Here is a 26,296-nt window from a genome sequence, read left to right on the forward strand (position 1 = left end):
CTAATTTTTATCCGTCTTTTTCTTTTTCTTATTCACTAAAAACATCGTAGTTTGTGTACAGATTCTCTAATTTTTCCTGCCTGGTTTGAATGCGTTTTTTGTCCTTCTCATAAATACCTGCAATGATCAGATCCAATAAGGTAATAACAGACGCAATGGAATTCGGGCCGGCTTCTGCATTTTCTTCCGTGGTTAATGCAATATCAGAAATGCTTCCGACGGGAGAAAGGAGACGGTCAGTGACCGATATGAGGCAAATCCCGTGTTTTTTCGCGATTTCTGCCATTTTCAGGGCTTCGGTTGCATATCTCGGAAAAGAGAAGATAACGACGGCCGATTTGTCGGTAAGACTGCAGAACTTTTCAAAAAAATCTCCAGAAGGAGAACTTAACCAAACATTTTCTCGTAAAGAGCCTAGCGTATAGGAAAACCAGTAAGCCGCTGCATGTGAAATACGATGACCCGCAATTAATATTTGATCCGCCTGGATCAAGACCTCTACTGCCTTCCAAATTTCCTGGACATTGGCCTCGTTTAAGAGATGCCTTAAAATGTGGACTTCGCTTTCGATGACTTTGGTAAAAAGATCATGGCGGTCATCACGTTCTTTTTCCTTCAAATGATCAGTTTGAGCCAGTTGCAGCAGCTGATCTTGAATCTGATCATGCATTTTACTGAAACTTTCAAAGCCTAATGCGTAAGAAAGACGTATAACCGTCGTTTCACTTACACCTGCTTTTTTTCCAATCTGATAAGCGGTCTTAAAGACTGCTTCATCCAGGTTTTCGATCAGATAGTTTGCGACCTTTTTCTGGCCTCCCGATAAATGCGGGAATTTTTCTTTTACTAAACGTTTAAAAGGAAGCTGATCCATCAAATACTCCTTTCCTTTTAGAATTAAATCCTTCATTTTTTATAAAAGAGAATCAAATACTTCGTTAATTCTTACACTACCATATTGAAAGAAGAATGAGAATACTTTTCGACTATTCCGATTATTCATTTTGAAAGTTGCTATACACGCTGATCCATAAAAAAACAAAACCATCCGGGAAGATGGTTTTGTCCCTGCATTTTCTTTAACTCTTCAAATCTCTCTTTTTATAAAAGACAAAGGCAGCCGATAAGCAAGCTGCACAAATAACCGCTGCCAGAGTAACCAACACCGCGTCCACCCCGCTGTCACTTAACAGGTTCTTCGCCTCAAAGTATTTAAAAGGCGTAATGTACTTGAGAGCATCAAGCTTGTCATTCAGTTCGATGACGATCGACAGGATATAGGCAGCGAGAAGGATCCCGGCCGCCAGGGACGTGGCCCTCTTAGGATGCTTGGTGATAGCCGCGATCACCATGCCGATTGCCAGGAACAAGACCTGCAGCAAAAACAATCCAGCCATGAGCTTCCAAATCTCACCTGTGTCTGCAGTGGACTCATAGTGCTTCACCATGGCAGTGGAAAAAGCATAGGTTACGAGATTAAAGATAACGAGCAGCACGAGTGATGCTGCAAGCTTCGATGTTATGATTTTTATGCGGGAGACGGGTTTGGCCATTAGAAACTCTGATGTTTTGTCACGCTCTTCTTTTGCAACCATATTGGCTCCGAGCATGACAGCATGGATAGTTGCCATTAAGACGAGATACGAAAACAGCATTCCGTAAAACCCCATGACCGTTGACAAATCCAGTGAGCTCAACCCAAATATCGCCTGAAGTGATTTAGGCATCGCACCGAAGATCTCGTTCGCCGACTGCCCGGAACTTTTCATCGTTCCATACTTGCTCATTCCTGAAACCACCATAAACAGAATGCCGACGCACCACCAAATCATGGACTTACGGCTATATTTCAGCTCTCTCCAAAAGATATTCATTGTTTGTCACCTCTTCCTTATCCTGCTATGCCGCATGGATGTCTTTTTTCGTAAACAGCATGTAACTGGCAGCCACCGCCACCACTACAACGGACGCACCAATACTGATATATACCGGTTCATAAGAGGAATGCTTCATAATATACGGCAGATCGAAAAATTTAAACGGTGTAATATAACGTATGGCTTTATCCCCTATAACAGAGCCGAACGTGCTGATGATAAAGAAAGCAAATACCGTACCGAGCGAAATCGGCAATACTTGCCGAATCCTTGAAAAAGCTGAAGCTACGAGAAAACCAAGCGATGCAAACACGAGTTGAACAAAGAAATTTGCCGCAGACATGAAAAAGAAAGCTTTTTCATTAAAATCAGATGTCGCTGCTGCAGATGCCATACCGTATGAAACAGCGATAAAAATGACATTCGTGAAAACCAGCGTACAAAGGACAGCCAGCAGCTTAGACGTGATGATCCGTGCTCTTGTCACTGGTTTCGTGAGAATAAACTCGGCTGTCTTCCCGCTGACTTCCTTGGAAAGAATGCCAGTGCCAAGGTTCATCGCCTGAATGGCACCGCACAGCATCACATATAAAAAGAAATACGAGTAAAATCCCAGAAGTGATGTGATCGTGCTGATCTGAACGCCTAATGCCTTAAGCACACCTTCCGGATAATTTTGAAGGACCTTAATAAACTGATCACCATCCTTTTCAACTGATGGGTAGATCGAAAAAAACAGCACCGTGACTGCCGCCAGCGCAAATGCCCATATTAGCATGGACTTACGGTTCACCTTAAGCTCATGCAAGAAGATATTCACTTGGAACCCTCCTCCTTCTCATAATAATGAAGAAAGATTTCCTCAAGGTCTGGTTCATCCACCCAAAGGTTGGACAGTTCCATTTCGGCAAGCTTTTTCATGATGATGTTAATGTTGCCGCTGTACAGGAAGCTGATTTTATGACCATCACTCTCAATGTTGGTGACGCCATCCACTGCAAACCATCCAGCATCCACCGGCTGTTTTGTTTCAATTCTAATCTTCTTATGGTTGTTTTCCTGAAGGGTGCTGATCTTCTCGACGGTAATGAGCTCTCCTTCTTTAATGATCGCGACCCGGTCACACATCTTCTGCACTTCACTCAGAATGTGGGAAGAAAACAGGATGGTCGCTCCCTTTTTGTTCTCTTCTTTTAATAAATCAAAGAACTTTTGCTGCATCAACGGATCCAATCCCCCAGTCGGCTCATCCAGAATGATCAGCTTCGGCTCGTGCAGCATCCCCTGAACGATACCCACCTTTTTCCGGTTTCCGTAGGACAAATCCTCGATGCGCTTATTAAGGTTCAGATCCATGATTTCCGCGAGTTCATGAATCCTTTTTCTGCAGTCTTTTTTATAAAAGCTCGCCGAATAGTTCAGGAGGTCCTTCACTTTCATTTTGTCGTAGTAGAACACCTCTGAAGGCAGATACCCGATTTGTTTTTTGATTTCCGGCCCGTGTTTAATGACGTCTTTACCGAAAATCGTTGCGCTTCCGCTTGTTGGAAAGATGATGGACAACAGTGTTCGGAGTGTTGTGGATTTACCGGCGCCATTCGGACCGATGAAACCAAAGATCTCCCCTTCTTCCACATGAAAGCTGATGTCCTCGATTCCTCTGGCATTGCCATATCTTTTCGTTAAGTTCTTAATTTCAATCACATTCATGGCCCAAGCCTCCTTATCTGTAATAAGCCTTTTTGAATAAATCAATGTACTCACTGGCTTCCGCAAACACCTCGTCATAATCAACCGCCTCATCCTGCACTTTCGCTTTGGCCAGTATTTCTTCACTGAGGCCATCAAAAGCCCAAAGCATACTTTTAATGACTTTTGTAAGATCCAGATCGTCCCGAAACTTCGAGGTGTCAATTCCATCAAAAAGCCACGTGCAGCTGCTAGCCTTAAAATCCTTAATCTTGCTTTGAAAATCGCCTCTGATTTGATCCGATTCCTCCAGCAGCGCTTTCTCAAAAAATCGGAAGATATCTGGATACGTATGAAGAAGCTCAATCTTAATCAGCGTCATGTCCTGGAGCCTTTTGAAGAAGTCTGTTTCCTCCATGACCACCTTTTTGTAAAAGTCTTCCACGACCACCTCCATACAGTGATCAAACAAAAAAAGATACAACGTCTTTTTATTCTTAAAGTAATGAAACAGCAATCCTTTAGATATGCCAGCCTCCTTCACGATTTCGTTGGTCGAAGCATGGTCATACCCCTTCTGCACATACACTTTGATGGCAGCATTCAAGATTTTGATTTGTTTTTCATCTTCCAGATTGTAAAATTTCGAAAACACAGGCAGCACTTCTTTCATCATTTATCGCCAATCGGTTGACCATATCGGTCAATGTCAGTATATGCTCGTTGACCACTCTGGTCAACAAGATTTTTTCGTCAAAATTCAGCCAGGCTGCTGCAAAGATATTCCCGGTGAAAATGCATAAGTTTTTGTTTGCTTTATGATGATAACGATTTCCATGGCTTGAGCTCTAAAAGGAGGCGTTCGAAAACTGCATATTGATGTTAGGCATACATCGACATGTTTTGACACACAAAAACACCCATCCTTCACTAATAAGGATGGGTGCTCCAAGATCATCTCCCGCGCTTCCACTTCGGAAGCCTCGGCTCTTTAACACGGATAAACCGAATGATGATAAACAGGATGTAGATCGCCAGTGCTACATAGAAGAACACCGGCACTTTCTCAAATCTTGCCTTAGCCAGGAGATAGAACATATAGAACAAAAACAGAGTGACGATGACACCGTTTTTGGGCAGTTTGATGTTTTTGAAGCTTGGAATTTTAATGGTGCTGACCATCAGAATCGCCAACCCGTAGAAAGCAATGATGAAAACCCACAGCGGGATCATTTTTACAAACAGAACCAAGAACGTAACGATCGCTCCTGCCAGTGTGATCGGGATTCCGGTGAAGTGCTTTAGCGATTCTTCTTGGGAGGTTACATTGAAACGGGCCAGACGGTAGGCTCCGAACACTGGAAAGATTCCGGACATCGCTACCCCGTATATATAATGAAAGTCGGCAAAGTACGTATGAGCGGCTAAAAAGGCTGGTGCTACCCCGAATGAAACGATATCTGCTAGGGAATCGAGTTCCTTTCCCATCTCATTGGTCACTCCAAGAATTCTTGCTGCCCTGCCGTCAACCGCATCGAGCATGATGGCGATAAAGATCAGGATGGTGGCGTTCTTGCTGTCGCCCTCTATAATATAGCCGATCGAAAAAAAACCGCAATATAAATTTCCAAGTGTCAGCAGATTGGGTATATGCTTTTTCATTGAGCACGTCCTTTGTATGTAGACTATACCCTTTAATACTAAAGCATTTCAGAAAATTTACAATCGAATTCCCAATGAAAAAGGGTGCCTCCCCCTTCTGATTTACACTTTTATTTTATTCAATAACTTGATAAATATTTCTATTTCTTCTACTGTAAATTCACTGAACGTTTCCTGATAGAAATCATGCAGGACTTGATCCATTTCATCCCCGAGCTGTTCCCCTTTTGGCGTGATCGATAAATAAACGATTCTCCGGTCCTGCTCACTGTGTTTTCGTGTGACGAGACCGCGGTTGATCAATTTATCGCTTGTCACAGAAATATGGCTGTTCGTCACCTGCAGCCGATCCGCAATTTCCGATACCATCTGATCACCGTGGCAGCGAAGTACCTTTAGAGCCGCATATTCGTTAAGCGGAATAAAATCCTTTAGCAAAGGATGAAAACATGCCCTGGCCTTTCTATTTTGATTTCTATAGGTTGTCACGAGATCCTGAACGAGCGCTTCTCGGTTTTTCATAGCTATTCTCCTTGCTGGCATTGCAGGAAATGATGAAGCAAAGCCTGGCTTGCGTCAAACTTTGGCTTTAATCCCAGCTTCTATTTTTTTTAACAATCGAATATATTCATCTTGCTCTTCCTTGGTTAGAGTGGAAAGCATTTCTGCCCAAAAGCCATTCCGTTTTTCAATGATGGCAGAAATGAGCGATTCTCCGGCTTCCGATAATACGACCCAGACCACTCTCCGATCCTTTTCATCACGTGTACGCTGGATCAGCTGGTCTTCTTCCAGCTGGTTCAAAAGTGTCGTTGTCGCTCCTGAAGTCATTCCCATCGTCTTGGAAATATCCACTACCATGCTTCTTTGTTTCTGAAACAGCATCTTAAGCACCGCGTACTTGGTTGGTGTCAAACTATATGGGAATTCCTTGATTTGATTTTGAATAAACGCTCTTTGCAATTGAAAGAACGTGTCCTTGATGCGATCAAGCTGCTCGATTTGAGCTTGTAATTTTTGTTCCATGGCAATCCCCTTTGGGTTATTTGGCTCAACATGATAGTATCATTAACCCTTAAAAAATTAAAATTCATTTTTATTGTGCACTTCAGCCTTTTTGTGGTAAAGTGTTTACTTATATAATACCTTTATCATAAAGTATCTTTGGATAAAAGTAAAACTTCACAGAGGTATCAATCATTAACAGTTAGCTGTGATCTACAGTTAATAATATTAATAATTAAGGAGGGCAACTAAATGTCTAGAGGTCGTTTACTCATGACCAACATCGTAGCATTTCTCGTAGTCATAGTTTTAATCGCAGGAGGAGCGTATTACTATTTCCAGAATAGCAATTATGTTTCGACTGACAATGCAAAGGTAACAGGTGATCTGCGCAACATCACAGCTCCAACCGATGGAAAACTTTCTGATTGGAACCTGGAAGAAGGTAAAAAGGTCACAAAGGATGATAAAATCGGAAAAATTTCCGGTGCTGAAAAATCAATGGATATTAAAACTCCTGCCGATGGAACCATCATTAAAAAACAAGCGAGCGATGACCAAATGGTTCAAGCGGGCCAAACCCTTGCAAGTGAAGTCAACATGGACGATCTATACGTGATCGCGAACATTAAAGAAGACGAATTAAAAGATATTGAAGAGGGTGACCCAGTTGACGTTACTGTCGATGGTGACGATGAAACTACCCTTGATGGGAACGTTGAAAAAATTGGTTTTGCCACAAATTCTTTATTCTCATTAATGCCTAAATCAAACGATGACGGCAACTACACAAAAGTAACTCAAACTGTACCTGTTAAAATTCCAATCACAAACTCATCTGATAAAGTATTGCCAGGTATGAACGCAGAAGTAAAAATTTCTAAAAACTAATGATTGATCAGAATGATACTTCCTAAGAAAGGAGGAAGAATAACATGTCAAGCGAATTTCAACAGCCGCAAGACTCACACAATATAAAAAGATTTATTCCTTTATTAGCCATACTCATGGTCGGTTTATTCCTTGCAATCCTGAATCAGACGCTGCTGAACGTGGCCATTCCCCACTTAATCACGGAATTCGGAGTGTCAGCAAATACAGCACAATGGCTGCTGACAGGCTATATGCTGGTCAATGGTGCACTTATTCCGCTCTCACCGTTTCTGATTGAGCGGTTCGCGGTTCGCCGCCTCTTTTTGTTCGCCATGTTCTGCTTTACGCTCGGCTCTTTGATCTGCGGGATCTCAACAGGGTTCCCGATCATGCTGGTTGGACGTTTAATCCAGGCCGTTGGCGGCGGTGTGCTGGCACCTCTTGTAATGACCATCATTATCTTTATATTCCCTCCGGAAATCCGAGGTAAAGGGATGGGGATTTTTGGTCTTGCCATGATGTTTGCTCCAGCAGTCGGCCCCACACTCTCAGGTTTCGTCGTACAGAACTATGACTGGCATCTTCTCTTTACTGGAATGGTGCCGCTCGGTTTTGTCGTCTTAATTCTCGCGTTTTTCAGCCTGAAGGACATACAGCCGCCAAAAAAGGTTACGGTTGATGGCCCTTCCGTCTTTACATCTCTTGCCGGTATGTCGCTGCTCCTTTATGGATTCAGTGAAGCAGGAAATGATGGCTGGGATGATGCGGTCGTACTTTCAACCATGATTGCAGGGGCTGTCCTGCTCATGATTTTCACGATCAGGCAGCTTCGTATTGAGAAGCCGCTGCTCGACATGCGGATCTTTAACTATGGAATCTTCTCATTAGCCAGTGTTATAAATGTCGTTTTGACGATCAGTTTATTCTCCGGGATGTTCTTGCTTCCGATCTATCTGCAGACCATCCGCGGCTATTCACCGCTTGATTCCGGACTGCTATTGCTGCCGGGAGCATTGATCATGCTGGTCATGTCTCCGGTCTCAGGAACACTGTTTGATAAATTGGGGCCTCGTCCTCTCGCGATTTTTGGTATGGCGATCACAACGGTAACGACTTATTTCTTTACACGATTAACGATGGATACACCTTACACGTTCATCGTCATCCTATATATGTTCCGTATGTTCGGAATGTCATTCTTAATGATGCCGATCATGACAGCGGGTCTTAACCAGCTGCCTAAGCACCTGAGCAGCCATGGTACATCGATGTCCAATACGCTGCGCCAGGTCTCGGGCTCCATTGGTATCAGCCTGATCACTACGATTTTTACAAACCGGACAACGTTTCATATGAATGAAATGGAGGGATCCATGAATACAGCTGATCCTTTCTTTATGGCATCCTTCCATGAATTTGTTCAAAAAGTAGCGGTCACACTGCATCTGCCTGTTTCACAGGCTCAGCAGCAGGCGGTAACGATTCTATTTGGAAAAGCGAGCCAGCAGTCCAGCATTAATGGCATTAACGATGCTTTCATTATCGCAACCGTTATTTCGGCCATTGGTTTGGTACTAAGCCTCTTTCTCCGTGACGTTCGAAAAGACAAGGTCAGAGAAGCGGCCGCGCCAGTGCCTCAGAAAGATGAAATTCTGCTGCTGCCTGCGCCTAAGAACGTGTCCTAACAACGTACTGTATTAAAATCTGGAGGAATGTTTCATGAATATATGTATTGTCTATGATAGTGAAGGCGGCCACACAAAGGCATTAGCCGAATCCATCGCAGCCGGAGCACAGCAAGTGAGCGGCGCCAATGTGTACCTGCAGCATGTAGATGAAGCTGATGTTTATTCCCTTCCTAAGATGGATGCGATCATTTGGGGATGCCCCGGCCATTTCGGAACCATCAGCTCTGGCCTAAAAAGCTGGATCGACAAGCTTGGCTATTTATGGGCGGAAGGAAAACTCATCAACAAAGTGGGGGCTGTATTCTGTACAACAGCCACCACCCACGGAGGATTGGAAGCGACTCTTCTTAACCTCATTACTCCAATGCTTCACCAAGGTATGATTATTGCAGGCCTTCCTGGCAACATCCCGGAAAATGCCCTGTATGGATCTTACTACGGCGTCGGAATAACTTGTCCGATTGAAGGGAATGACCTCATTACCGAGGACGACCAGGCGCTTGGACGCGCATTGGGAGAGCGTGTAGCTCAGGTTGTACAGCAATTTACAGAACGGTAGGTGATGGAAAAATGATCGGCATATTACTTATAGTAGTCGCCGTGATTTTAATTGCAGTCTTAATTGTTATTAATACGAGGGCTTTTGCCGCCAGGAACAAGGCAAATACGGAGAATGAAGACGTTCAGTCTCCAGCTGTGGAAGAACCCGTGCACAAACCTGCACGAGATGAAACCGCCGCTGCCCAGGAAAATCACGAGAATATAGCTGCATCATCGCCAGCAGTACAAGAGAACGTGCCTGAGAAAGACTCGAATGAGATGGGTGACATCGAGTACCGTCATGCATTGCAGAGATTAAAAACGTCTAAGCCTGCGGCTCCTCAGGATGAACCGGAGAAGCTTTCGATGAAAGATAGCGATTACCGCAACGCTTTAAAAGCAATGAATAAAAAACGCGATAATAAATAGAGAAAAGCCATAGAATGTTGACTTCTATGGCTTTTCACTAACCATTTTAAAAGAGGTGCTTTTTATGAAAGTTCAAGAGTTCATGATCTCCAATTAAAGCCAACCCGGATGATACCCTCCGAAACGTCCTTCGTTTGCTTGTTCAAGAAAAGATCGGTGGAGTGCCAGTGGTCGATGAGCACGGAAAGCTGCTTGGTATGGTGTCCGACGGTGATATATTACGTTCCATCAAACCCCGTGAACGGCAAATCTATGATTTCTTTTCCTTCGTCATCTATGAAGAAAGGCAGGAGCTCGAAAGCTATCTTAAAGAATTAGGGGAAGTTTCCGTGCTGAAAATCGCCAAGCGAACAGGACTCGTCACCGTTTCTCCGCAGGATGAAATGGAAAAAGTACTGCATCTTCTCGCTAAACATCACTTTAAAAAGCTTCCGGTGGTTGACAAGGAAAAACGGGTTGTCGGTGTCATCAGCCGCGGAGACGTTATCCGAAGAATTCAGCAAGCCCTCCTTCAGCAATTGTAATGGAACTTTCGTGTTAAAAAGCAGCCGTCACCGGCTGCTTTTTTATTGTGCAGGTATGTTTGTATACTTTTCACGGAGCAGGAACTTTTGAATTTTGCCGCTTGCGTTTCTCGGCATTTCATCGACAAAAACAAATCTTCTTGGCCGCTTGTAATCCGCCAGCTTCTGGCTGTTTTTACAGAAGGCATCAAGGTTTTCCTCGGAAAGTTCCCCTGTTTTCCTCACGACGATGGCCGTCACCCGCTCTCCCCACTTTTCATCAGGCTCTCCAAGCACAGCTACATCAAGTACTCCGTCATGCTCGTATAAAAGATCTTCCACTTCACGCGGGTAGATATTTTCTCCCCCGCTGATTATCATATCGTCCATCCGGTCAGAAACAAAAAGGTATCCTTCCTCATCCATATAACCAATATCTCCGCTATGATACCATCCTTTATGTACTGCTTGCTCGGTTGCATCATACCGGTTGTAGTACCCTTTCATCATGCTTGGCCCCCGGACGATGATCTCTCCGGCCTCTCCCGGCGGAAGGATGTCTTCGGGGTCAGACGGACCTTTAGTACCGGGCCGAACGACACGGATTTCATGATTAAAGCAAGCTTTTCCGGCAGAGCCGGCTTTTGCTTCCTGTTCGTCTTCAAACAAAAAGGCGATAGCGGGTCCCATCTCCGTCATACCATACGCTTGTACAAGCTGAATGCCCAGCTTCTCCCCAAGCGCCCGAACGAGAACGGGGGCCATCGATGCTCCGCCATAAAGACCGAACCTCATGGAAGAGGTCTCGTATTGAGAGAGTTCTTCCTGCAGCATCATGTTCCACATGGTAGGCGCGGCAAACATCACCGAAATTTTTTCGTCCTGAATCGTTTGAAGGACTTTTTTTGCATCAAAATGGTGCATGATTACTGTCGTACATCCATTATGGACCCGCGGCAAAAATGCACAGTGCAGTTCAGCACAATGGAACATGGGAGCAGCCGCCAATCCTCTGTCTGACGGCCTCAGCTGCAGAGCCTGCATGCAGGTTAAACTCTGCTCGACCATGTCCCTGTGGCGGTGCATCACTCCTTTTGGCTGTCCAGTCGTTCCGCTCGTATACATGATCGCATACAAGTCGTTCTCGTCCATTTCAACATGTGGCGGTGAGCCTTGAGCTTCTTGAACCCTGTCGTGAAAACGAACTGCCCGCTCCGGTGCTTCATCGCTGACCGACCAGAAGGAAACAAGTGGAAACTCATCAAACAAAACCTTCACCTGCTGCTCCAGATCTTTTTCATAAATAAAAAGAACAGGTTTGGAATCATTGAGAATATACGAGACTTCACCTGATTTTAACCGGAAATTAATCGCATTGATGACGGCGCCTATTTTTGCACAAGCAAAGTAAACCGTCGCAAATTCACTCGTGTTGTACATGAAGACAGAAACCACATCCCCCTTCTTTACCCCCGCAGCTAAGAACGCCTGTGCAGTCCGGTTGACATACTGATCCCATTCTCCATACGTCCATCTTCGGTTACAGGACACATCAACCAGCGCTTCCTTATTCGGATACTTGCTTACCGTCTGCTCAAATAACCTTCCAATCGTCGGATACATCCATTCTTCCTCCCACTTTTTTTAGAGTGAAAACAAGCAATGCCATGCTGAAGTTGTTAGAGCCTATAATCTGTTAGGTACTAATTCCCCAGAATGCCTTTGAATCCCTTGTTAATCGTCTGCGTAAATAGAACTATTTTTCCGATTTGTTAACTAAATGTAATAAAACATTTCGTACCAGTGGCCGATACACATCTATGAATCAAACAATGTGAAGCATTTTGATTTTAGAATGATGTGCAGAGGAGATCGAGATGAAAAAGCTAGCAATTCCGGGGTTTTGTTTTGCCGTACTAACCACAGCCGCTTTATACCAGAGTATACATGCCAAACCCGTGTCCGCTCAGGAGTTAAAAACGAAGTATGTGAATGTCAGTGCAAGCTCAAGCCTGAACTTGCGAAAAAGCGCAACGACAAAGTCAGCCATTATCGCCAAGGCAACAAGGTAATCGTCTATTCAGAAAGCAAAGGATGGGCAAGGCTTAAGTACAACGGGAAATATGGCTATGTCAGTTCCAAGTACCTGATTACCAAACCTTCAGCCAAAACAACGATAAGCGCCGCGAAACCACAAACGGCCATTAAATATGTAAAAGTAAGCCAGGGCACTTTAAATATGCGCAAAAGCGCCTCTTCAAGTGCAGCGGTCATCGCCAAATTAGCAAAAGGAACAAAGGTGACCTTCTATTCTGAATCCAGGGGATGGTCAAAAATCACAGCCGGTGGAAAAACAGGCTATGTCAGCTCAGCTTATTTGTCCACTTCAAACCCTCCGGCTGCCCCAAATACAGCTAAACCGAAAACCGTTACGAAATATGTTATGGTGAAGTCAGGAGACACTCTCAATCTGAGAAAAAGTGCTTCTGCCACATCAGCGATCGTAACAAAACTAAAGAATGGTTTAGCGGTTACGGTCTATTCCGAGTCGAAAGGGTGGGCTAAAATCAAAGCCAATGGCAAGGACGGGTATGCCGGCTCCGTGTATCTATCTGCCAAGAAGCCGGTGGTTAGTGCATCCAAGCCAGCTCCCAAACCGACAACCAAATATGTAAAGGTATCATCATCCGATAAGCTAAATCTGAGAAAAAGCCCTTCGGCCAATGCAGCCATCATTACTAAACTTGTGAACGGCCTGCAAGTAACGGTCTATTCCGAATCCAATGGCTGGGCTAAGATTAAGGCCAACAATAAAAACGGGTATGTGGATTCAAGCTATCTCTCTGCTGCTAAGCCAGTGCCCAGCAAGCCTGCTGAACCTGCAAAGACAGTGACTAAGTTTGTTAAGGTCGGAATAAACTCGAGCCTTAACATGCGTTCTGGTCCTGCAACTACGTATTCCATAATGGCCGTACTTAAACACAACACGCCTGTCACCGTTCATTCGGAGGCCAAGGGCTGGGCCAAAGTATCTGCCGGCGGAAAAACCGGGTATGTCAGTACTTCCTACTTGGCGGTTCAGGCAGAAACCAATCCAGGGATCACCAATACAGCTTATGGAATGACACTGGATGAGATGGCCGCCATTCAGATGAAAGTGAACCCGCAAACCGATAAAAAGTACACTACGTTTATCCGTAAAGATGCGCTTGATCTTACGAGCAGCACCACCGGGGTGGTGGATGGGACCGGCTGGCGTGTCAGGGGCGGCGCAGGAGATCAATACTGGGTTGTCGGCAATGTCAGCAACGGGGAAAAGCTTCAGATAGTGAATACGGTTAAAGGCTCTGACGGCTATACCTGGTATCAGGTGATCTACAATAAAACATGGGTCAATGCCAGCCCTAAGGACGTAAGATACCAGCTGAACGTTAACAATTTTAAAAACGATCCGGTTAAGTCCTATCAATTTTTAAAACTTTCTCAGAGTGCGAGCTTAGATAACAGTGAAGTCAATGAAAAGATTCTGGCAGGCAAGGGCATTTTGGAAGGAAACGCCGATGCTTTTATTGAAGCTGGAAAAGCGTACGGAATAAATGAAATTTACCTCATCTCCCATGCTTTGCTTGAAACCGGGAACGGAAAATCCAAACTCGCAACCGGTGTCGTCTATAATGGCAAAACCGTTTACAATATGTATGGAATTGGAGCGGTTGACCGCGACCCGATCAACATGGGAGCCAAACGCGCCTACGACGAAGGCTGGTTTACCCCTAGAGCCGCCATTATCGGCGGAGCAAAGTTTATTTCCAAAGATTATATCCAGGCTGGACAGGATACTCTTTATAAAATGAGATGGAATCCGCTGGCTGCGTCTTTAACCGGCACGGCGACTCATCAATATGCAACAGATATCGGCTGGGCTTCCAAACAGACGACCCAAATGTACAACCTGTACAAACTGCTCTCATCTTATAAACTCATTCTGGAGATCCCCGCCTACAAAACCATCGGTAAATAAAAAAAGCAGACATAATGTCTGCTTTTTTTATTTACTTCCAATTGATCTTCTTCACCGTTTTAAAGCCATTATGTTTTTGAAGTTCTGTGTCCACATAGAAATACGGCTTTACTACAGAGGGTCTTACGTAGATTTCCTTTCCGGTACCATGGTTATACATTTTCATTTGATAATCAACGCCAGTTCCATAATAATAAGCCTGCCAAACGATCTCGGAACAATACAAATATTTTCGATTAGTAGGATCAGTTGAAACCTTATATGTACTATTTTTATATTTCGCGCCTTTCTTCCAATAATTATCATACGCATTTTGAGCTGCTTTGTTTGCAACAGACGCTTTATTGTGGCGAACGACCTTCGTCGTGTCATAATGGTCTAGCCACTTGCTGATGCTCCACACATAAGGCTTTTTATTGTAGCTCATGCTCGTAAAGAGAACATTTTTTCCATCGGGCAGCACAATTCCCGCATGACCGACCAATTTGTAGGAGTTATAGGATTTGGTGATCAATATATCTCCTGCTTTGTAATCAAACCCCTTCACTTTAGCTGCTTCTGCCGGCTTCGGCACGTATGTCAGGCACAATGCAAACAAGCTGACTGAAACTAACATAGCTTTTAATACTTTCAATCTAATTCCCTCCTTTATGGATTAAACAAGTATTATTATTCCATAAATATCCAATAATTGAATGTGAGTTTTTTACTTTTTTCACCTTTTCTATCTAGGAATAAATTCTTATTTACTGGGAGAAGATTTCGTTTATCTTCGGTAGTGGATGTGATGAAAAAAAGCAAACCCAATGGGTTTGCTTTTAATACGGCTTTAACTCTCTTACAGCCTCGGCAATATTCTTGGCTGCCAGGTTGTAAACTTCCTTCAAATATTCAGTTTTACCTACCTGGCCAAACTGTTCCCTGACGCCGATCCTTCTCAAAGGTGTAGGACAATGCTCACTTAATACTTCAGCCACTGCACTTCCCAGCCCTCCAATGACATTGTGGTTTTCCGCGGTTACGACTGCCCCCGTTTTTCTTGCCAACTTAATAATTAACTCTTCATCGATCGGCTTTATGGAATACATATCTACCACCGTTGTCCGTACTCCATGATTTCGGAGGATATCGGCAGCCTTTAAAGCCTCGGCTACCATGATCCCACTGGCGATGATCGTTACATCGCCTCCTTCACGGAGAATCTTTCCTTTTCCTTCTTCAAAAGTCTCGCCGGAATTATAAATTTTCATGGCTGCTTTCCTCATCGTCCGTATATAATGCACACCGTATTCACTGGAAATTTTACGGAGTAAATAGGACAACATGGTTGAGTCGCTTGCTTCGTATACAACGGCATTCGGGATCAGACGAACGAGTCCCATATCTTCAAATGCCATATGTGTTCCACCATTGTGTTCCGCCGTTACCCCTGAATCAGAGCCCAAAATTTTCAGGTTTAACCGTGCATATCCCCCTGAGACAAACAACTGATCAAAGGCACGTCGGGTTGCAAACTGGGCAAATGTATGGAGAAAAGGAATTTTTCCTGTCAGTGCGAGCCCGGCAGCTACTCCCATCATGTTGGCTTCCATGATGCCGCAGTTGATCAGCTGCCCCGGTATCTGCCCCTGAATTTTATTGGTAGAGATCGAGCTCATGAGGTCAGCTTCCAGTGCAATGATGTTTGGATTTTGTTTTGCCAGCTCAAGCAGAGTGCTGGCATATGCCTGCCTCATTTCAACTTCTTCCACTTCGTAAAATGCAGCTGCTGATTCAATCATCCTGTTATCCTCCTTTCCATACTGCGCTCAAGTTCTGCTATCGCTTCGAGTATGGCCGCTTCATCTTTAGCATTAGGACGGATGTGGTGATTGTCTGCTTTTGTTTCAAGGTATGGAACGCCCTGGCCTTTTATCGTGTCTAATACAATGGCAACCGGTTTTTCAATTTGCGACTTTCCAAGCTTAATCGCATCGTAAATTTCAGGAATGGAGCTTCCGTCTACTTTTAAGGTATAGAATCCAAAGGCATTAAACTTTTCAGCAAAATCGATGGGCTCGATGATATCCTTTGTTAATCCGTCGAGCTGCTTTTTATTATCATCTACAAAAACAGAAAGATGGTGTAATTTGTGATGCGCCGCAAACTGAAACGCCTCCCAGCACTGCCCCTCGTTTAATTCACCGTCACCCACAATGCAATAGGTGCTATTCGACTTGCCTGACAGTTTATGAGAAAGAGCCACCCCTACCGCTACAGAAATACCCTGGCCAAGTGAACCTGTTGTCATATCGACTCCCGATGTCAGGTTTCGATCAGGGTGCGAGGGCAGCGATGTCCCATTCTGATTTAGAGTGTACAGCACCTCTTCCGCGAAAAATCCCTTCATTGCTAAGGCCGCATAATACGCCGGGCCTCCGTGGCCTTTTGACAGGATAAAGTAATCCCGTTCCTCCCACTTGGGGTTGGCACGGTCAATCTTCATGACGCCTCCATATAGCACAGCCAGCGTTTCAACAATCGATAAGCTGCCCCCATAATGACCAAAGCCCAGATGGTGGAGTTCCTTTAACGTTTTTAAACGGATCTTATCTCTTAAGAGTTCCATTTCAGTAATCGTTTGACTCATCGAAAACCTCCCATATTAGCACTTCGCTTTAAGCCGAAATCTCTTCCTTTTCTTGCTGCGGTTTTTTTCGTAACCCGAAGAGAACGGCAATCACTAACATGGCTGCCACAAAGACCGTAACACCTGTCGCCCCGAACGAATCAGCCACATTTCCTAAAATAATTCCAGCGCCCCCAAAGTCGCTGTCTGAGAAGGTGGTATTCGCAAATCCAAGATCCCCAAGTACCGGAAGCAGGAAAACAGGAAGAAATGTAATAAGCAAACCGTTAGCAAACGATCCAATGGTCGCACCGCGTATACCTCCTGTAGCATTACCGAATACACCTGCCGTAGCCCCTGTAAAGAAATGAGGGACAACTCCTGGCAATATGATTACGGCACCAGCCCAGCCCAAGATTGCCATGCCTACGATTCCGCCCAAAAAGCTGCAGAAAAAACCTATTAAAACCGCGTTTGGTGCATAAGGAAATACAATTGGACAATCAAGTGCAGGTTTGGAATTTGGCACGAGTTTAGTAGATATTCCTTTAAAAGCAGGTACAATTTCAGCCAATACGAGTCGAACACCGGAAAGGATCACAAACACCCCGGCAGCAAATGTGACCGCCTGAATGACAGCGAAGACAAGGTAATGTGTTCCATTGCTTAATTCCTTCTCAACATAGGAAGGGCCCGCAAACAAGGCAATAACCAAGTAAAGAACCGTCATCGTAAGTGCAATAGTGACTGAACTGTCACGAAGAAAAGCAAGGCCTTTAGGGAAATTGATTTTCTCTGTAGAGCGAGATCCCTTTCCAACTGCTTTTCCTACCAATCCTGACAGGATATAGCCAAGAGAAGAGAAGTGTCCGAATCCTACATTATCGTTTCCTACTATTTTTCGCATAAAAGGCTGGGTCATCGCCGGGAAAACTGCCATCGTTAAACCAAGGGCAATGGAACCCACAACAATGAGCCCTATCCCTTTTAACCCTGAAACCACCAATATAATGGCAATCATACAAGCCATGTATAATGTGTGATGTCCTGTGAGAAAGATATATTTTAATTTGGTAAATCTGGCAACGAGAATGTTGGCAATCATTCCAAAAAACATGATTAATGCCGTAGCCGATCCGTACTTTGTCAATGCCATTGCTACAATGGCTTCATTATTGGGCACGACACCATTTACATGAAACGCTTCCTGAAACATTTTTCCGAATGGATCGAGTGCCCCAACGAGGATATTTGCGCCTGCAGCAATAACAAGAAATCCTAAAAAGGACTTTGTTGTTCCTTTGACAACCTCACTCGCTGGTTTTTTCTGAAGAAGCAGACCAATCAAAGAAATCAAAGCAACAAGAACAGCAGGCTGACTTAGAATATCCATCATCAATTTAAGAAATCTTTCACCCATGACCAGTTCCCCCTTCAGGCTCTTTAGAGCATTCCTTTTTTGGTAAACTCTTCTCTTAGTTTCTCTCGAATTCCATCCATATCAATAATGCTGTCAATGACAACGACCTCTCCCAAGTGGGTGGCACTTTCCGCAATATCCCTGGCAGCGATAAATAGATCTGCCATATCAGGGGTCGCAGAGCTTAAATCAGAATGGCTTACCTCCACACCTGACACCCCCAGCTCGTTAATAATTTCCTGAACATTCATTTCAAGAATAAAACTGCTTCCTAAACCTGAACCGCAAATAGCTAAAATTTTCATTTCTAGTCCCTCCTTTTTTTACTGCACCGCTTTGGAATATTCATGAATAAGCTCCATGATTTCATCTATGTTTTTCATAGCTTTTAATCTTTTTACATTGTCTTTATTGCTTAAAAGTTTTGTAAGCTGTGACAGAGCCTGCAAGTGGGTCGTATTATCGATCGCAGCTATACAGAACAATAAGGACACAGGATGCTTCTCATCGTTCAAAAAATAGACTGGCCGCTCAAGTTTAAGAAAACTCATACCTACCTGATTCACTCCCATTTCCGGGCGTGCATGCGGAATAGCAATTTCTTGGCCCAAAATGACATAAGGGCCCATGGTGTGTACGTTTTCGATCATGGCATCAATGTAGGAAGACTCTATTACCCCTTTAATAAGAAGCGGCTGGGCTGCCTCCTTTATCGCTTCCTCCCAGTCTGGGAGCTGTTCCGCAAATTGGATGGTATCATTTGTAATTAAGTCACTTAGCACTGGTCTGTTCCTCCTGTTTACGTTGGTCCTTTTTTGAAACATAAATTGATTTAAAGCCTCGGTCAAACCTGCTTTATCATGGATCTCCCCAAAACCTTCAACAATAGTAAGGATGTCTTTTGTTGAAACCGGCTCATATTGGATCCCAAATAAAAATTGATAAACATCATTGATAAGCGTACTTTTTTCAACGGGCGTCATGATCGGTTTGACAAGGAAATAGCGTTTTTTTGTCGGAAGCTGTACAGTCGAGAAAATAAGATCAAAATTGGAGCTCTGATCCTTTTTAAATTCCTGCAATGACATCGTACGGTCAATCGTGATCTCTGAAAACAGGGACTCGAGCTGGTGCTTTACCATCAGTGAGGAACTTATTCCACTCGGACAAACCACCCATGCTCTCTTTTTTCTAGCTGCAATGTGCTTCGGTTTTTCGAGCAAAGCTCCAAAATGGATGGTAATAAACCCTGCTTCTTCCTCGGGTATAGAGATATTGAGAAGGATTTCAACGGGCTCAAGCAGTTCCTTTACAATCGTATATAGTTCCCTGTGTTCTTCTCTGATCTGAATAAGCAAAGGATTGTGGATGGGTATTCGGTACTTCATCCGGTAGTAAGCGGGTTTCAGATGCTGATAGAGTGTTTCAACGACTGTATTCTTTTCTTCAAATGAGATGCATGCCTTGGATTCAAAGTCTGTGACCAGCCTTTCACATATTTGCAGCAACAGATCATAATCATCCTGTACAGCAGATGCATTTCCCAATGAAAGTCCTAATAACTGAATGACAAGGTAGGCCAATTCTGATTCGACGGTATCCAACTCTAATAGGTGAACGATTTGTTTGGCTGTTTCTATTAACCTGTCTTGTTTAAGAATCTCAATCTCATCAGGATGAAGACGGACCACCTTTTTTTCCAGAAGCCGGATATAATAGAATTGTAGAAAATGAGCGAACTGGTGCAGGCGTTCTTCCACAAATTGAAGATTGAAATCCCGTTCAAGCGACTGTAGAAGAGTGGTTATTTCATCCACTCTAAGCTCATAACCTGCTTTTGTTATGAGATATTCAATTATTTTTTTACCCGACGGCTTCTGAAAAAGTCTGGTTAAATGATTCATTAACAGGACCCTTTTATCAAGCTCGGTTCCCTTTAAGTGGTATCCCCGTTCCCTTGTGTAATGAATTTTCACAAGGAACGGGCTGATCCTGTCATTCGCCTTTTTCACATCCGCAATTACTGTGTTTTTACTGACCTTCAGGAGAGAGATAAAGTGAGCAGACGAGATATACTCTTTTCTGATAAACAGGAATAAAAAGATGGAATAAAGCCTTTCTTCTTCCGTAAAAATAAAAGACTCTCCCGTTAACTGCTTGCCCGCATAATCAATGACTCGTTCCGGAACCTCGATCCATGTTCTTCGTTTATAAGAGATAGAAGGAAGACTCCGAATCTTCAGCCATTCATTAATTTTTTCAAGATCGTACGTAATCTGCCGCTTGGTCAAATGGGTCTGATCCATAAGCTGCGACATGGTTGGTCTGTTAAGTGCAGAAAGCTGATTTAACAATAAGGCCGGCCGTTCTTCCAGTTGCACGTCATCATCCCTCCTGTATCCATCATATTTTAAAGCGCTTACATTTTGGATACTTATTGACTACAAAAAGTGTTATCTTCAACTTACAAAGTTGTGATGAGATAAGATTATGTTAAATTGCCCATCTGTTAATCTAGAATTGTACAAGTATTTTTAAAGGCTGTAAAATAAATATTCGGTAAATAAAATAAACCTGCATCCTTTCATAGGATACAGGCTGGTCACTCAATATCTAACACCCGTTCACGTGATTCGGCCACCGATTGGTTAAAGAAGAGGTGCAGATGCAAATCGTCCGAAACCGGTGTGATCCAATGCCACCATGCCATGGGGATAAATACCACCTGACCTGGTTTGGCGTGGTAGTTATGCAGCTTTTTGGAATTCGGGTCGACAATGGCTACCATCGCCTTTCCTGATACCACAACGTCGAGTTCCCACGCGTTCGGATGCCCATGCGGTTCACCCATATGCCCATTTGTCATAAAGAGGTTGACGAACGCTCCGCAGACCATGGGCAGCTGAGTAGACGTCACTTCAAATGCCACATTCTATTCATCTCTTAAAAAAAAGACATTGCTTTTGGAATCAAAAAAGAGATTGGGTGATCCACTTGTCTTCTTCAGATTTGAATTGTCTGGAACAAAACCAAACCTCGGCATAGCAGACCCCCATTAACCAAAATTGATACAGATCCTATACCTGTTATATTCCATGGATAAGAGGGGAATTCCACAAAGATTATTCACATATTTATAAAAGGCTGTACCACCGGGTGGTACAGCCTTTGATTGGTTATTCTCCTTTGATCTCCAGCAGCTTCTGCCTCAAACCCGTTTCCATCTGAACCAATTCATTTTCAGCCAGACGGCGTTTATGCCGGCCTTCCTCCTGGATGCGCAATGTTTCTTCTAATGTAGTAAGGAGGTTTTCCTGCGTTTTCTTCAGCGTTTCAATATCGATCAATCCTCGCTCGTTCTCCTTAGCCGTTTCAATCGTGTTTGCTTTAAGCATCTCGGCATTTTTCAAGAGAAGTTCGTTCGTTGTTTTGGAGACCTGCTTCTGTGCCTCTACCGCACCTCGCTGGCGAAGCAGGGTTAGGGCGATCGCCACTTGATTTTTCCAAAGCGGAATCGCAGTCATGATGGAAGACTGGATCTTTTCGACCAGCGCCTGATTCGTATTTTGAATCAAACGGATCTGCGGTGCGCTTTGGATCGTGATCTCCCGGCTCAATTTCAAGTCATGAAGGCGCTTGTCCAGCCGGTCGGCGAACTGCACCATATCATTGACTTCCTGATACTTCATCTGATCGTTCGTTGCTTCGGCTTCTTTACGAAGCGCAGGGATGATCTTCCCGTTCAGTTCCTCCAGCTTCAGTTCGCCCGCAGCGATATAGACATTCAGTGCCTGAAAATATTCTTTATTGTGCTCATACAATTTTTCAAGCATGACAATATCGGCAAGCAGCACGTTCTTACTGCTGTCGAGTTTGACACTGATCCGGTCGATCTGGGCCCCGGTCTTCTGATACTTGGACAACACCTCTTGAACAGAACCAGATATTTTCCCAAACATTCTTCCGATCAAGGACGGCTTGTTCGACTGCAGCTCCTCAGGATTTACATATTTAAGCTTTTTCATCAGGTCATGGATGATTTCTCCGACCTGCCCGACATCCTGCTTCTTGACCTGATCGAGCATCGCGTTGGAAAAGGACAGCAATTTAGACTGTGCCGGCGTTCCATATGTAATCATCGCCTGGTGGTTCTTCGGATCGATCTGTTCGGCCAGCTGAAAGGCTTTTGCTTTGTTTTCCTCAGGCAGAACGTCGACCAGCCTCTTTTGCTTCTCGTGCCCTTCCACCTTTAGTTCCTGCTTTTCATTGCCACCGAACGGATTGGAGAGCAAATCGTTCATAATATCCAATTTATCGTCATGATTATAGAGAGGGGACGTATTATCGCTCATTATAATCTCCTGCTTTCGTTTCTAATTTTGAATCTTTCAGCTTTTTTATCGAATGCTTCGCCACATCCAGTTCGAATTTCAGCTGATCCACATCATCAGCGATCATGTGGTAAAGGTCTTCTTCAATGTATTCGGTAAGTTCCTTCAACGTCCTTCTTGTTTCAGCAAGAGAATCCTGAATCTCCCAGTTTTTCTTCGGCTGTCCAGAAAGGAACGCGTATTTTTTCCGTCAGCTCAACGGCTGAATCCAAATGGGAAAAGTAAAAACGCTCCGCCTGGAAAAAACGTCTTGGGTCCCTTTTGGTCATACTGTATATTTTTCTTGTGACCTTCGTCAGTTCCATCCTCTGTTTCAAGGTCGGGATGTCCCGGATGGAAAACAGGGTCTTGTGCAGTCTGTAGATCTTTGGTTTTGCTTCAGCTAAATTTTTCTTGATATATTTAAATTCACTGCGGGTCAGCTTATAATTTCGCAGCATACGGTAATTCCATAGCATGGCGGCCATGAGAAAGCCGATCACCGCTCCCCCCGCCGCAAGGGCACTTGAAAACAAGAAAGACTGATCAAACGCAAAAAAGGAAAGCAGCCAGACGATGACCATCGTATTAATGGCACTGATCACCTTGACGAATAAGGATAAAAACCAGTTCATGTGAATCGACTCCTGACATCATGTCTTTTCTAATACTACGAATAGAACAAACATTGAGTTTCATTTTTGAAAATATTTACTTTTCCTCTTTCTCTACCATACATGATTAAATTGAACATCTCTATTGCCCCATAAACGTAAAAAAACTAAGACTTAAGACGTAGTTCGCGGTGCCAGGCACCGAACGGTGTTCAAGTGGAAGGATTGATCCGAAAGGACACGTATATAAACGGCGACTATTACTCGACGGTGGTGATGGGCGCATTGTTATAAACCATGCATATCCATTTTTTTACTTATAGGGTAACCGACTGACTCGATATAGGGCAGTCTTTTTTTATTTTCACTTTTTTGGACTAAATACCCCGCTGGAAATTGCCGCAAACAGCAGAATGGATTTTATTGTCATCTTCATAGGAAAATAGAAGCGTTTATTCAAGATTTCCCCCTATTTTGTCATTTCTTAGCGAAAAAACTAGAGGGTTTACATGAATCAAAAATTTTTAGGGGGAAACCATGATGTTGAAAAAACTAATGGGATTGTTGATGATGGCAGTCCTCTTTACCGGCTTGTTTTTTCCAGGACACAGCAGCGCTGCTCTTGGCAGCCAGATGCTTTCTCAGGGATCAAACAATAGCGACGTAAAACAATTACAAGACTATTTAATGGTTAAAGGAGTTTTTCCTTACCATACGTCTACGGGTTACTATGGACCGATTACGAAAGGCGCGGTTGAACGTTTTCAAGAGCAGTCACGTTTAAAAGTGGATGGTGTTGCAGGATCAGATACGATCAGAAAAATTAAAGTATTGCGTAAAGGTGATATGGGAAAACCCGTCATTGAATTACAGCGTTTATTAAAAGCTTGGGATTCATACAGCTCTACAGTGGATGGCATCTACGGTGACACCACCGTATCGGCTGTAGCTTCATTTCAGAAAAAACAAGGACTGGCAGCCGATGGCATCGCCGGGCCAAAAACCTATCAAAAGCTTCGCCAAAAGAGCCCTGCCTACTCAACAAGAACCTTAACGGTAAACAGCTCTGCCTATACTGCAGATTGTGATGGCTGTTCCGGCAAAACCCGCATGGGCATTGATCTGAAAAAATACAATGACGGCAAGGTAGTCGCAGTGGACCCAAATGTTATTCCACTTGGATCCAAAGTAGTTGTTGAAGGATACGGCACAGCCATTGCTGCAGACACTGGCGGCGGAATCAACGGAAAGATGATTGATGTGTTCATTCCAGACCATGGCGATGCAATCAATTGGGGCCGTAAAGACATAAAAGTAACAGTTTACGAGAAATAAACGTTTGAACAATAAATCCTGGGGCTTCCGTTTGGATACCCGGGATTTTTTAAGCTTTTTTCGTATCAATGCTTCACATACCTGCTTAGTATCTTGAAGGCAATGCACTAAAAAAGCGATATCGAAAGCAGAGATATGCGTTGGTGACGAAATACAGCATCAGAAAAAATGCACTGTGCCTTACAAAGAAAGAAAAAGGAAAGTTTTCCCATGACGTTCTCACCTTAAAGAAAAATGGAATATATAATCGGTACATCGCCCGGCATGAAGCTGCCGGCAGGTTTCAGACTCCTCAGGGGCTGACAGGAACGCAGCGCATATGCGTTCGGGCTTTTTTGCCATGGCATCGGGAGTTTTTTTTGGCGGTTTGAACGAGACCTTCAATTTGTAGCTCCCGGATTGGATTACGATAATGAGGAAGGGCCCCAAGGAACCTTCGTTTCCGTGGGATACCACACCTCAAGATGTGATCAATCATCGGAAAAAGCTGACCCTTGGAAAGGATCAGCTTTTTCTGCGTCAAAATGGGATTGGCGCGTATTTTGAGGAGATTGGCGCGTATTTAACTACTTATTATAGATATATTTTTCCTTTAGGCGATTAAACTCACCTTGAAGCTCCATTTCGTCCATCCATAGGTTGACCCAGTTTTCAAATACTGAATCACCTCTCGGAATCATGTAACCTTTCTGGCTTTTTGTAAAGGTTTTATCCGTAAGTGCCGCAAACAGTCTTGGATCAATGCTTGCGTAGTACATCGCCTCGGTACTGTCGGTAATCATGACGTCGACTTTCCCCTCTGCGACCATGCGGGGAATCTCTAAATTGTTTTCAACGACTACCACTTTCGCCTGCTTTATGTTGGCGTCCACGAACTTTTGGTTCGTTCCTCCAGGATTTACTCCTATGGTAACGTCCGGCTGATCGATCGCTTTAAGACTTGTATACTTCTCCTTATCCGCCTCACGAATTAATGGTGACTTCCCTTCATTCATATAAGGCCGGGTCAACTGTGCCGTCTTTTGGCGCTCCGTATTGCGGCTGATTCCCCCTGCTGCGATATCAAACTTATCATCGAGCAAATCATTCATGAGTGTCGGCCATGACGTTTTTACAAACTTGACCTTAACTCCAAGGTCCTTCGCCATTAACTCTGCGGCTTCTATATCGTACCCCTCAAACTTCTTCGTGTCTTTGTTGTAAAAGGTAAACGGCTTATAGTCCCCTGTCGTGCCTACCCGGATGACGCCTTTTTTCATGATGCGGTCAAGCCGCGAAGAAACGGTATAATGATGTCGTCCTTTATGAAGCTCAGAACCCGTGGCTTGAGCCAGTTCTTCTGCAGACACATAAGGCTTGCCATTAACCTCCATCGAACTCAGCTGGCTGCCGTTCCATTCCACTTCACCCGCATCTTTTGTGGCCGAGCTAAAACGCATTCCGGCCAAAAAAACACAGGCAAGAAAACTCAAAACGACCAGCCACTTTATGACCAATGACTTTTTCATATGACTTCCTCCATTCTATGAGATACATTCATTATTCATAGAGCAAAGGGACAAATACATCTTTTTTCAGAAAATTCAACAAAATGGTTCATTGGTCTGAAGAGTAAAGTCCTATATTAAAAAAGCACAGCCTCTGAAGTGACCCCGAAAAGTT

26 protein-coding genes and 1 pseudogene are annotated in these 26,296 nt (G+C 43.9%); 7 read left to right on the top strand and 20 right to left on the bottom strand.

Annotation, left to right across the window (positions count from 1 at the left end; all coding sequences use genetic code 11):
• Nucleotides 1-28: 28 nt before the first annotated feature.
• The 8 genes from ABHN01_RS05045 to ABHN01_RS05080 all read right to left on the bottom strand — a co-directional run bounded on the left by ABHN01_RS05045 (nucleotide 29) and on the right by ABHN01_RS05080 (nucleotide 6,254).
• Nucleotides 29-874 (bottom strand): MurR/RpiR family transcriptional regulator, encoded by an 846-nt coding sequence (locus ABHN01_RS05045; protein WP_429874641.1) that lies wholly within the window; start codon nucleotides 872-874, stop codon nucleotides 29-31.
• A 205-nt stretch (nucleotides 875-1,079) separates the two neighbouring features.
• Entirely contained in the window at nucleotides 1,080-1,874 is a 795-nt protein-coding gene (locus tag ABHN01_RS05050; protein WP_429874642.1) for an ABC transporter permease subunit, read from the bottom strand.
• 25 nt (nucleotides 1,875-1,899) lie between these two features.
• Nucleotides 1,900-2,697, bottom strand: coding sequence for an ABC transporter permease subunit (locus tag ABHN01_RS05055; RefSeq protein ID WP_429874643.1), 798 nt, complete (start codon nucleotides 2,695-2,697; stop codon nucleotides 1,900-1,902).
• Nucleotides 2,694-3,587, bottom strand: a complete 894-nt coding sequence (locus ABHN01_RS05060; RefSeq protein ID WP_429874644.1) for an ABC transporter ATP-binding protein — start codon at nucleotides 3,585-3,587, stop codon at nucleotides 2,694-2,696. Before ABHN01_RS05060 ends, ABHN01_RS05055 begins: the two co-directional genes overlap by 4 nt.
• A gap of 13 nt (nucleotides 3,588-3,600) precedes the next feature.
• Nucleotides 3,601-4,239 carry a TetR/AcrR family transcriptional regulator gene (locus ABHN01_RS05065; RefSeq protein WP_429874645.1) on the bottom strand — a complete coding sequence of 213 codons (639 nt, stop codon included), beginning with the start codon at nucleotides 4,237-4,239 and terminating at the stop codon, nucleotides 3,601-3,603.
• 281 nt (nucleotides 4,240-4,520) lie between these two features.
• The gene (pssA, locus tag ABHN01_RS05070; protein ID WP_429874646.1) at nucleotides 4,521-5,228 is read right to left on the bottom strand and encodes a CDP-diacylglycerol--serine O-phosphatidyltransferase; all 708 of its coding nucleotides are present in this window, start codon (nucleotides 5,226-5,228) and stop codon (nucleotides 4,521-4,523) included.
• 102 nt (nucleotides 5,229-5,330) lie between these two features.
• Nucleotides 5,331-5,750 carry a MarR family winged helix-turn-helix transcriptional regulator gene (locus tag ABHN01_RS05075; protein WP_429874647.1) on the bottom strand — a complete coding sequence of 140 codons (420 nt, stop codon included), beginning with the start codon at nucleotides 5,748-5,750 and terminating at the stop codon, nucleotides 5,331-5,333.
• Nucleotides 5,751-5,804: 54 nt separating this feature from the next.
• A complete protein-coding gene (locus ABHN01_RS05080) occupies nucleotides 5,805-6,254 on the bottom strand; it encodes a MarR family winged helix-turn-helix transcriptional regulator (RefSeq protein ID WP_290401192.1) in 450 nt (149 codons plus the stop codon).
• Between the two features lie 231 nt (nucleotides 6,255-6,485).
• On the opposite strand from ABHN01_RS05080, the gene ABHN01_RS05085 reads away from it, so the two are divergent.
• The 5 genes from ABHN01_RS05085 to ABHN01_RS05105 all read left to right on the top strand — a co-directional run bounded on the left by ABHN01_RS05085 (nucleotide 6,486) and on the right by ABHN01_RS05105 (nucleotide 10,287).
• A complete protein-coding gene (locus ABHN01_RS05085) occupies nucleotides 6,486-7,124 on the top strand; it encodes an HlyD family efflux transporter periplasmic adaptor subunit (RefSeq protein ID WP_429874648.1) in 639 nt (212 codons plus the stop codon).
• 44 nt (nucleotides 7,125-7,168) lie between these two features.
• A complete protein-coding gene (locus tag ABHN01_RS05090) occupies nucleotides 7,169-8,791 on the top strand; it encodes a DHA2 family efflux MFS transporter permease subunit (RefSeq protein WP_429874649.1) in 1,623 nt (540 codons plus the stop codon).
• A gap of 34 nt (nucleotides 8,792-8,825) precedes the next feature.
• Entirely contained in the window at nucleotides 8,826-9,353 is a 528-nt protein-coding gene (locus ABHN01_RS05095) for an NAD(P)H-dependent oxidoreductase (RefSeq protein ID WP_429874650.1), read from the top strand.
• A gap of 11 nt (nucleotides 9,354-9,364) precedes the next feature.
• Entirely contained in the window at nucleotides 9,365-9,763 is a 399-nt protein-coding gene (locus tag ABHN01_RS05100; protein WP_290401188.1) for a hypothetical protein, read from the top strand.
• Nucleotides 9,764-9,897: 134 nt separating this feature from the next.
• Entirely contained in the window at nucleotides 9,898-10,287 is a 390-nt protein-coding gene (locus ABHN01_RS05105; RefSeq protein WP_429874651.1) for a CBS domain-containing protein, read from the top strand.
• A 42-nt stretch (nucleotides 10,288-10,329) separates the two neighbouring features.
• On the opposite strand, the gene ABHN01_RS05110 is transcribed toward ABHN01_RS05105, so the two are convergent.
• Entirely contained in the window at nucleotides 10,330-11,889 is a 1,560-nt protein-coding gene (locus ABHN01_RS05110) for a fatty acid--CoA ligase (protein ID WP_429874652.1), read from the bottom strand.
• Between the two features lie 280 nt (nucleotides 11,890-12,169).
• Here ABHN01_RS05110 and ABHN01_RS05115 point away from each other — a divergent pair, with 280 nt between their 5' ends.
• Entirely contained in the window at nucleotides 12,170-14,287 is a 2,118-nt protein-coding gene (locus ABHN01_RS05115; protein WP_429874653.1) for an SH3 domain-containing protein, read from the top strand.
• Between the two features lie 31 nt (nucleotides 14,288-14,318).
• Here the strand turns inward: ABHN01_RS05115 and ABHN01_RS05120 are convergent, their stop codons facing one another.
• The 10 genes and pseudogenes from ABHN01_RS05120 to ABHN01_RS05165 form a co-directional block, all read right to left on the bottom strand.
• Nucleotides 14,319-14,921: a hypothetical protein gene (locus tag ABHN01_RS05120; protein ID WP_429874654.1), complete on the bottom strand. Its 603-nt coding sequence runs from the start codon at nucleotides 14,919-14,921 to the stop codon at nucleotides 14,319-14,321.
• Nucleotides 14,922-15,105: 184 nt separating this feature from the next.
• Complete coding sequence (locus ABHN01_RS05125) at nucleotides 15,106-16,068, bottom strand: transketolase family protein (RefSeq protein WP_429874655.1); 963 nt, start codon at nucleotides 16,066-16,068, stop codon at nucleotides 15,106-15,108.
• Nucleotides 16,065-16,916, bottom strand: coding sequence for a transketolase (locus tag ABHN01_RS05130; protein ID WP_429874656.1), 852 nt, complete (start codon nucleotides 16,914-16,916; stop codon nucleotides 16,065-16,067). Before ABHN01_RS05130 ends, ABHN01_RS05125 begins: the two co-directional genes overlap by 4 nt.
• A gap of 28 nt (nucleotides 16,917-16,944) precedes the next feature.
• The gene (locus tag ABHN01_RS05135) at nucleotides 16,945-18,315 is read right to left on the bottom strand and encodes a PTS ascorbate transporter subunit IIC (protein WP_290401181.1); all 1,371 of its coding nucleotides are present in this window, start codon (nucleotides 18,313-18,315) and stop codon (nucleotides 16,945-16,947) included.
• A 23-nt stretch (nucleotides 18,316-18,338) separates the two neighbouring features.
• A complete protein-coding gene (locus tag ABHN01_RS05140) occupies nucleotides 18,339-18,620 on the bottom strand; it encodes a PTS sugar transporter subunit IIB (RefSeq protein WP_290401180.1) in 282 nt (93 codons plus the stop codon).
• An 18-nt stretch (nucleotides 18,621-18,638) separates the two neighbouring features.
• The gene (locus ABHN01_RS05145) at nucleotides 18,639-20,696 is read right to left on the bottom strand and encodes a BglG family transcription antiterminator (protein WP_429874657.1); all 2,058 of its coding nucleotides are present in this window, start codon (nucleotides 20,694-20,696) and stop codon (nucleotides 18,639-18,641) included.
• A 242-nt stretch (nucleotides 20,697-20,938) separates the two neighbouring features.
• Nucleotides 20,939-21,358, bottom strand: a pseudogene (locus tag ABHN01_RS05150) (cupin domain-containing protein); the annotation flags it as partial.
• A gap of 133 nt (nucleotides 21,359-21,491) precedes the next feature.
• Complete coding sequence (locus ABHN01_RS05155) at nucleotides 21,492-22,667, bottom strand: toxic anion resistance protein (protein ID WP_429874658.1); 1,176 nt, start codon at nucleotides 22,665-22,667, stop codon at nucleotides 21,492-21,494.
• Nucleotides 22,657-22,848: a 5-bromo-4-chloroindolyl phosphate hydrolysis family protein gene (locus ABHN01_RS05160; RefSeq protein WP_429874669.1), complete on the bottom strand. Its 192-nt coding sequence runs from the start codon at nucleotides 22,846-22,848 to the stop codon at nucleotides 22,657-22,659. Before ABHN01_RS05160 ends, ABHN01_RS05155 begins: the two co-directional genes overlap by 11 nt.
• Nucleotides 22,829-23,320: a 5-bromo-4-chloroindolyl phosphate hydrolysis family protein gene (locus ABHN01_RS05165; RefSeq protein WP_429874659.1), complete on the bottom strand. Its 492-nt coding sequence runs from the start codon at nucleotides 23,318-23,320 to the stop codon at nucleotides 22,829-22,831. Before ABHN01_RS05165 ends, ABHN01_RS05160 begins: the two co-directional genes overlap by 20 nt.
• 519 nt (nucleotides 23,321-23,839) lie before the next feature.
• On the opposite strand from ABHN01_RS05165, the gene ABHN01_RS05170 reads away from it, so the two are divergent.
• Entirely contained in the window at nucleotides 23,840-24,634 is a 795-nt protein-coding gene (locus ABHN01_RS05170) for a peptidoglycan-binding protein (RefSeq protein WP_429874660.1), read from the top strand.
• 566 nt (nucleotides 24,635-25,200) lie between these two features.
• On the opposite strand, the gene ABHN01_RS05175 is transcribed toward ABHN01_RS05170, so the two are convergent.
• On the bottom strand, nucleotides 25,201-26,142 hold the full coding sequence (locus tag ABHN01_RS05175) for a transporter substrate-binding domain-containing protein (RefSeq protein WP_429874661.1): 942 nt from the start codon (nucleotides 26,140-26,142) through the stop codon (nucleotides 25,201-25,203).
• Nucleotides 26,143-26,296: the final 154 nt, after the last annotated feature.

Origin of the sequence: Fictibacillus sp. NRS-1165 (genome assembly GCF_050468105.1) — a bacterium.
GTDB lineage: Bacteria > Bacillota > Bacilli > Bacillales > Fictibacillaceae > Fictibacillus_C > Fictibacillus_C terrinigri.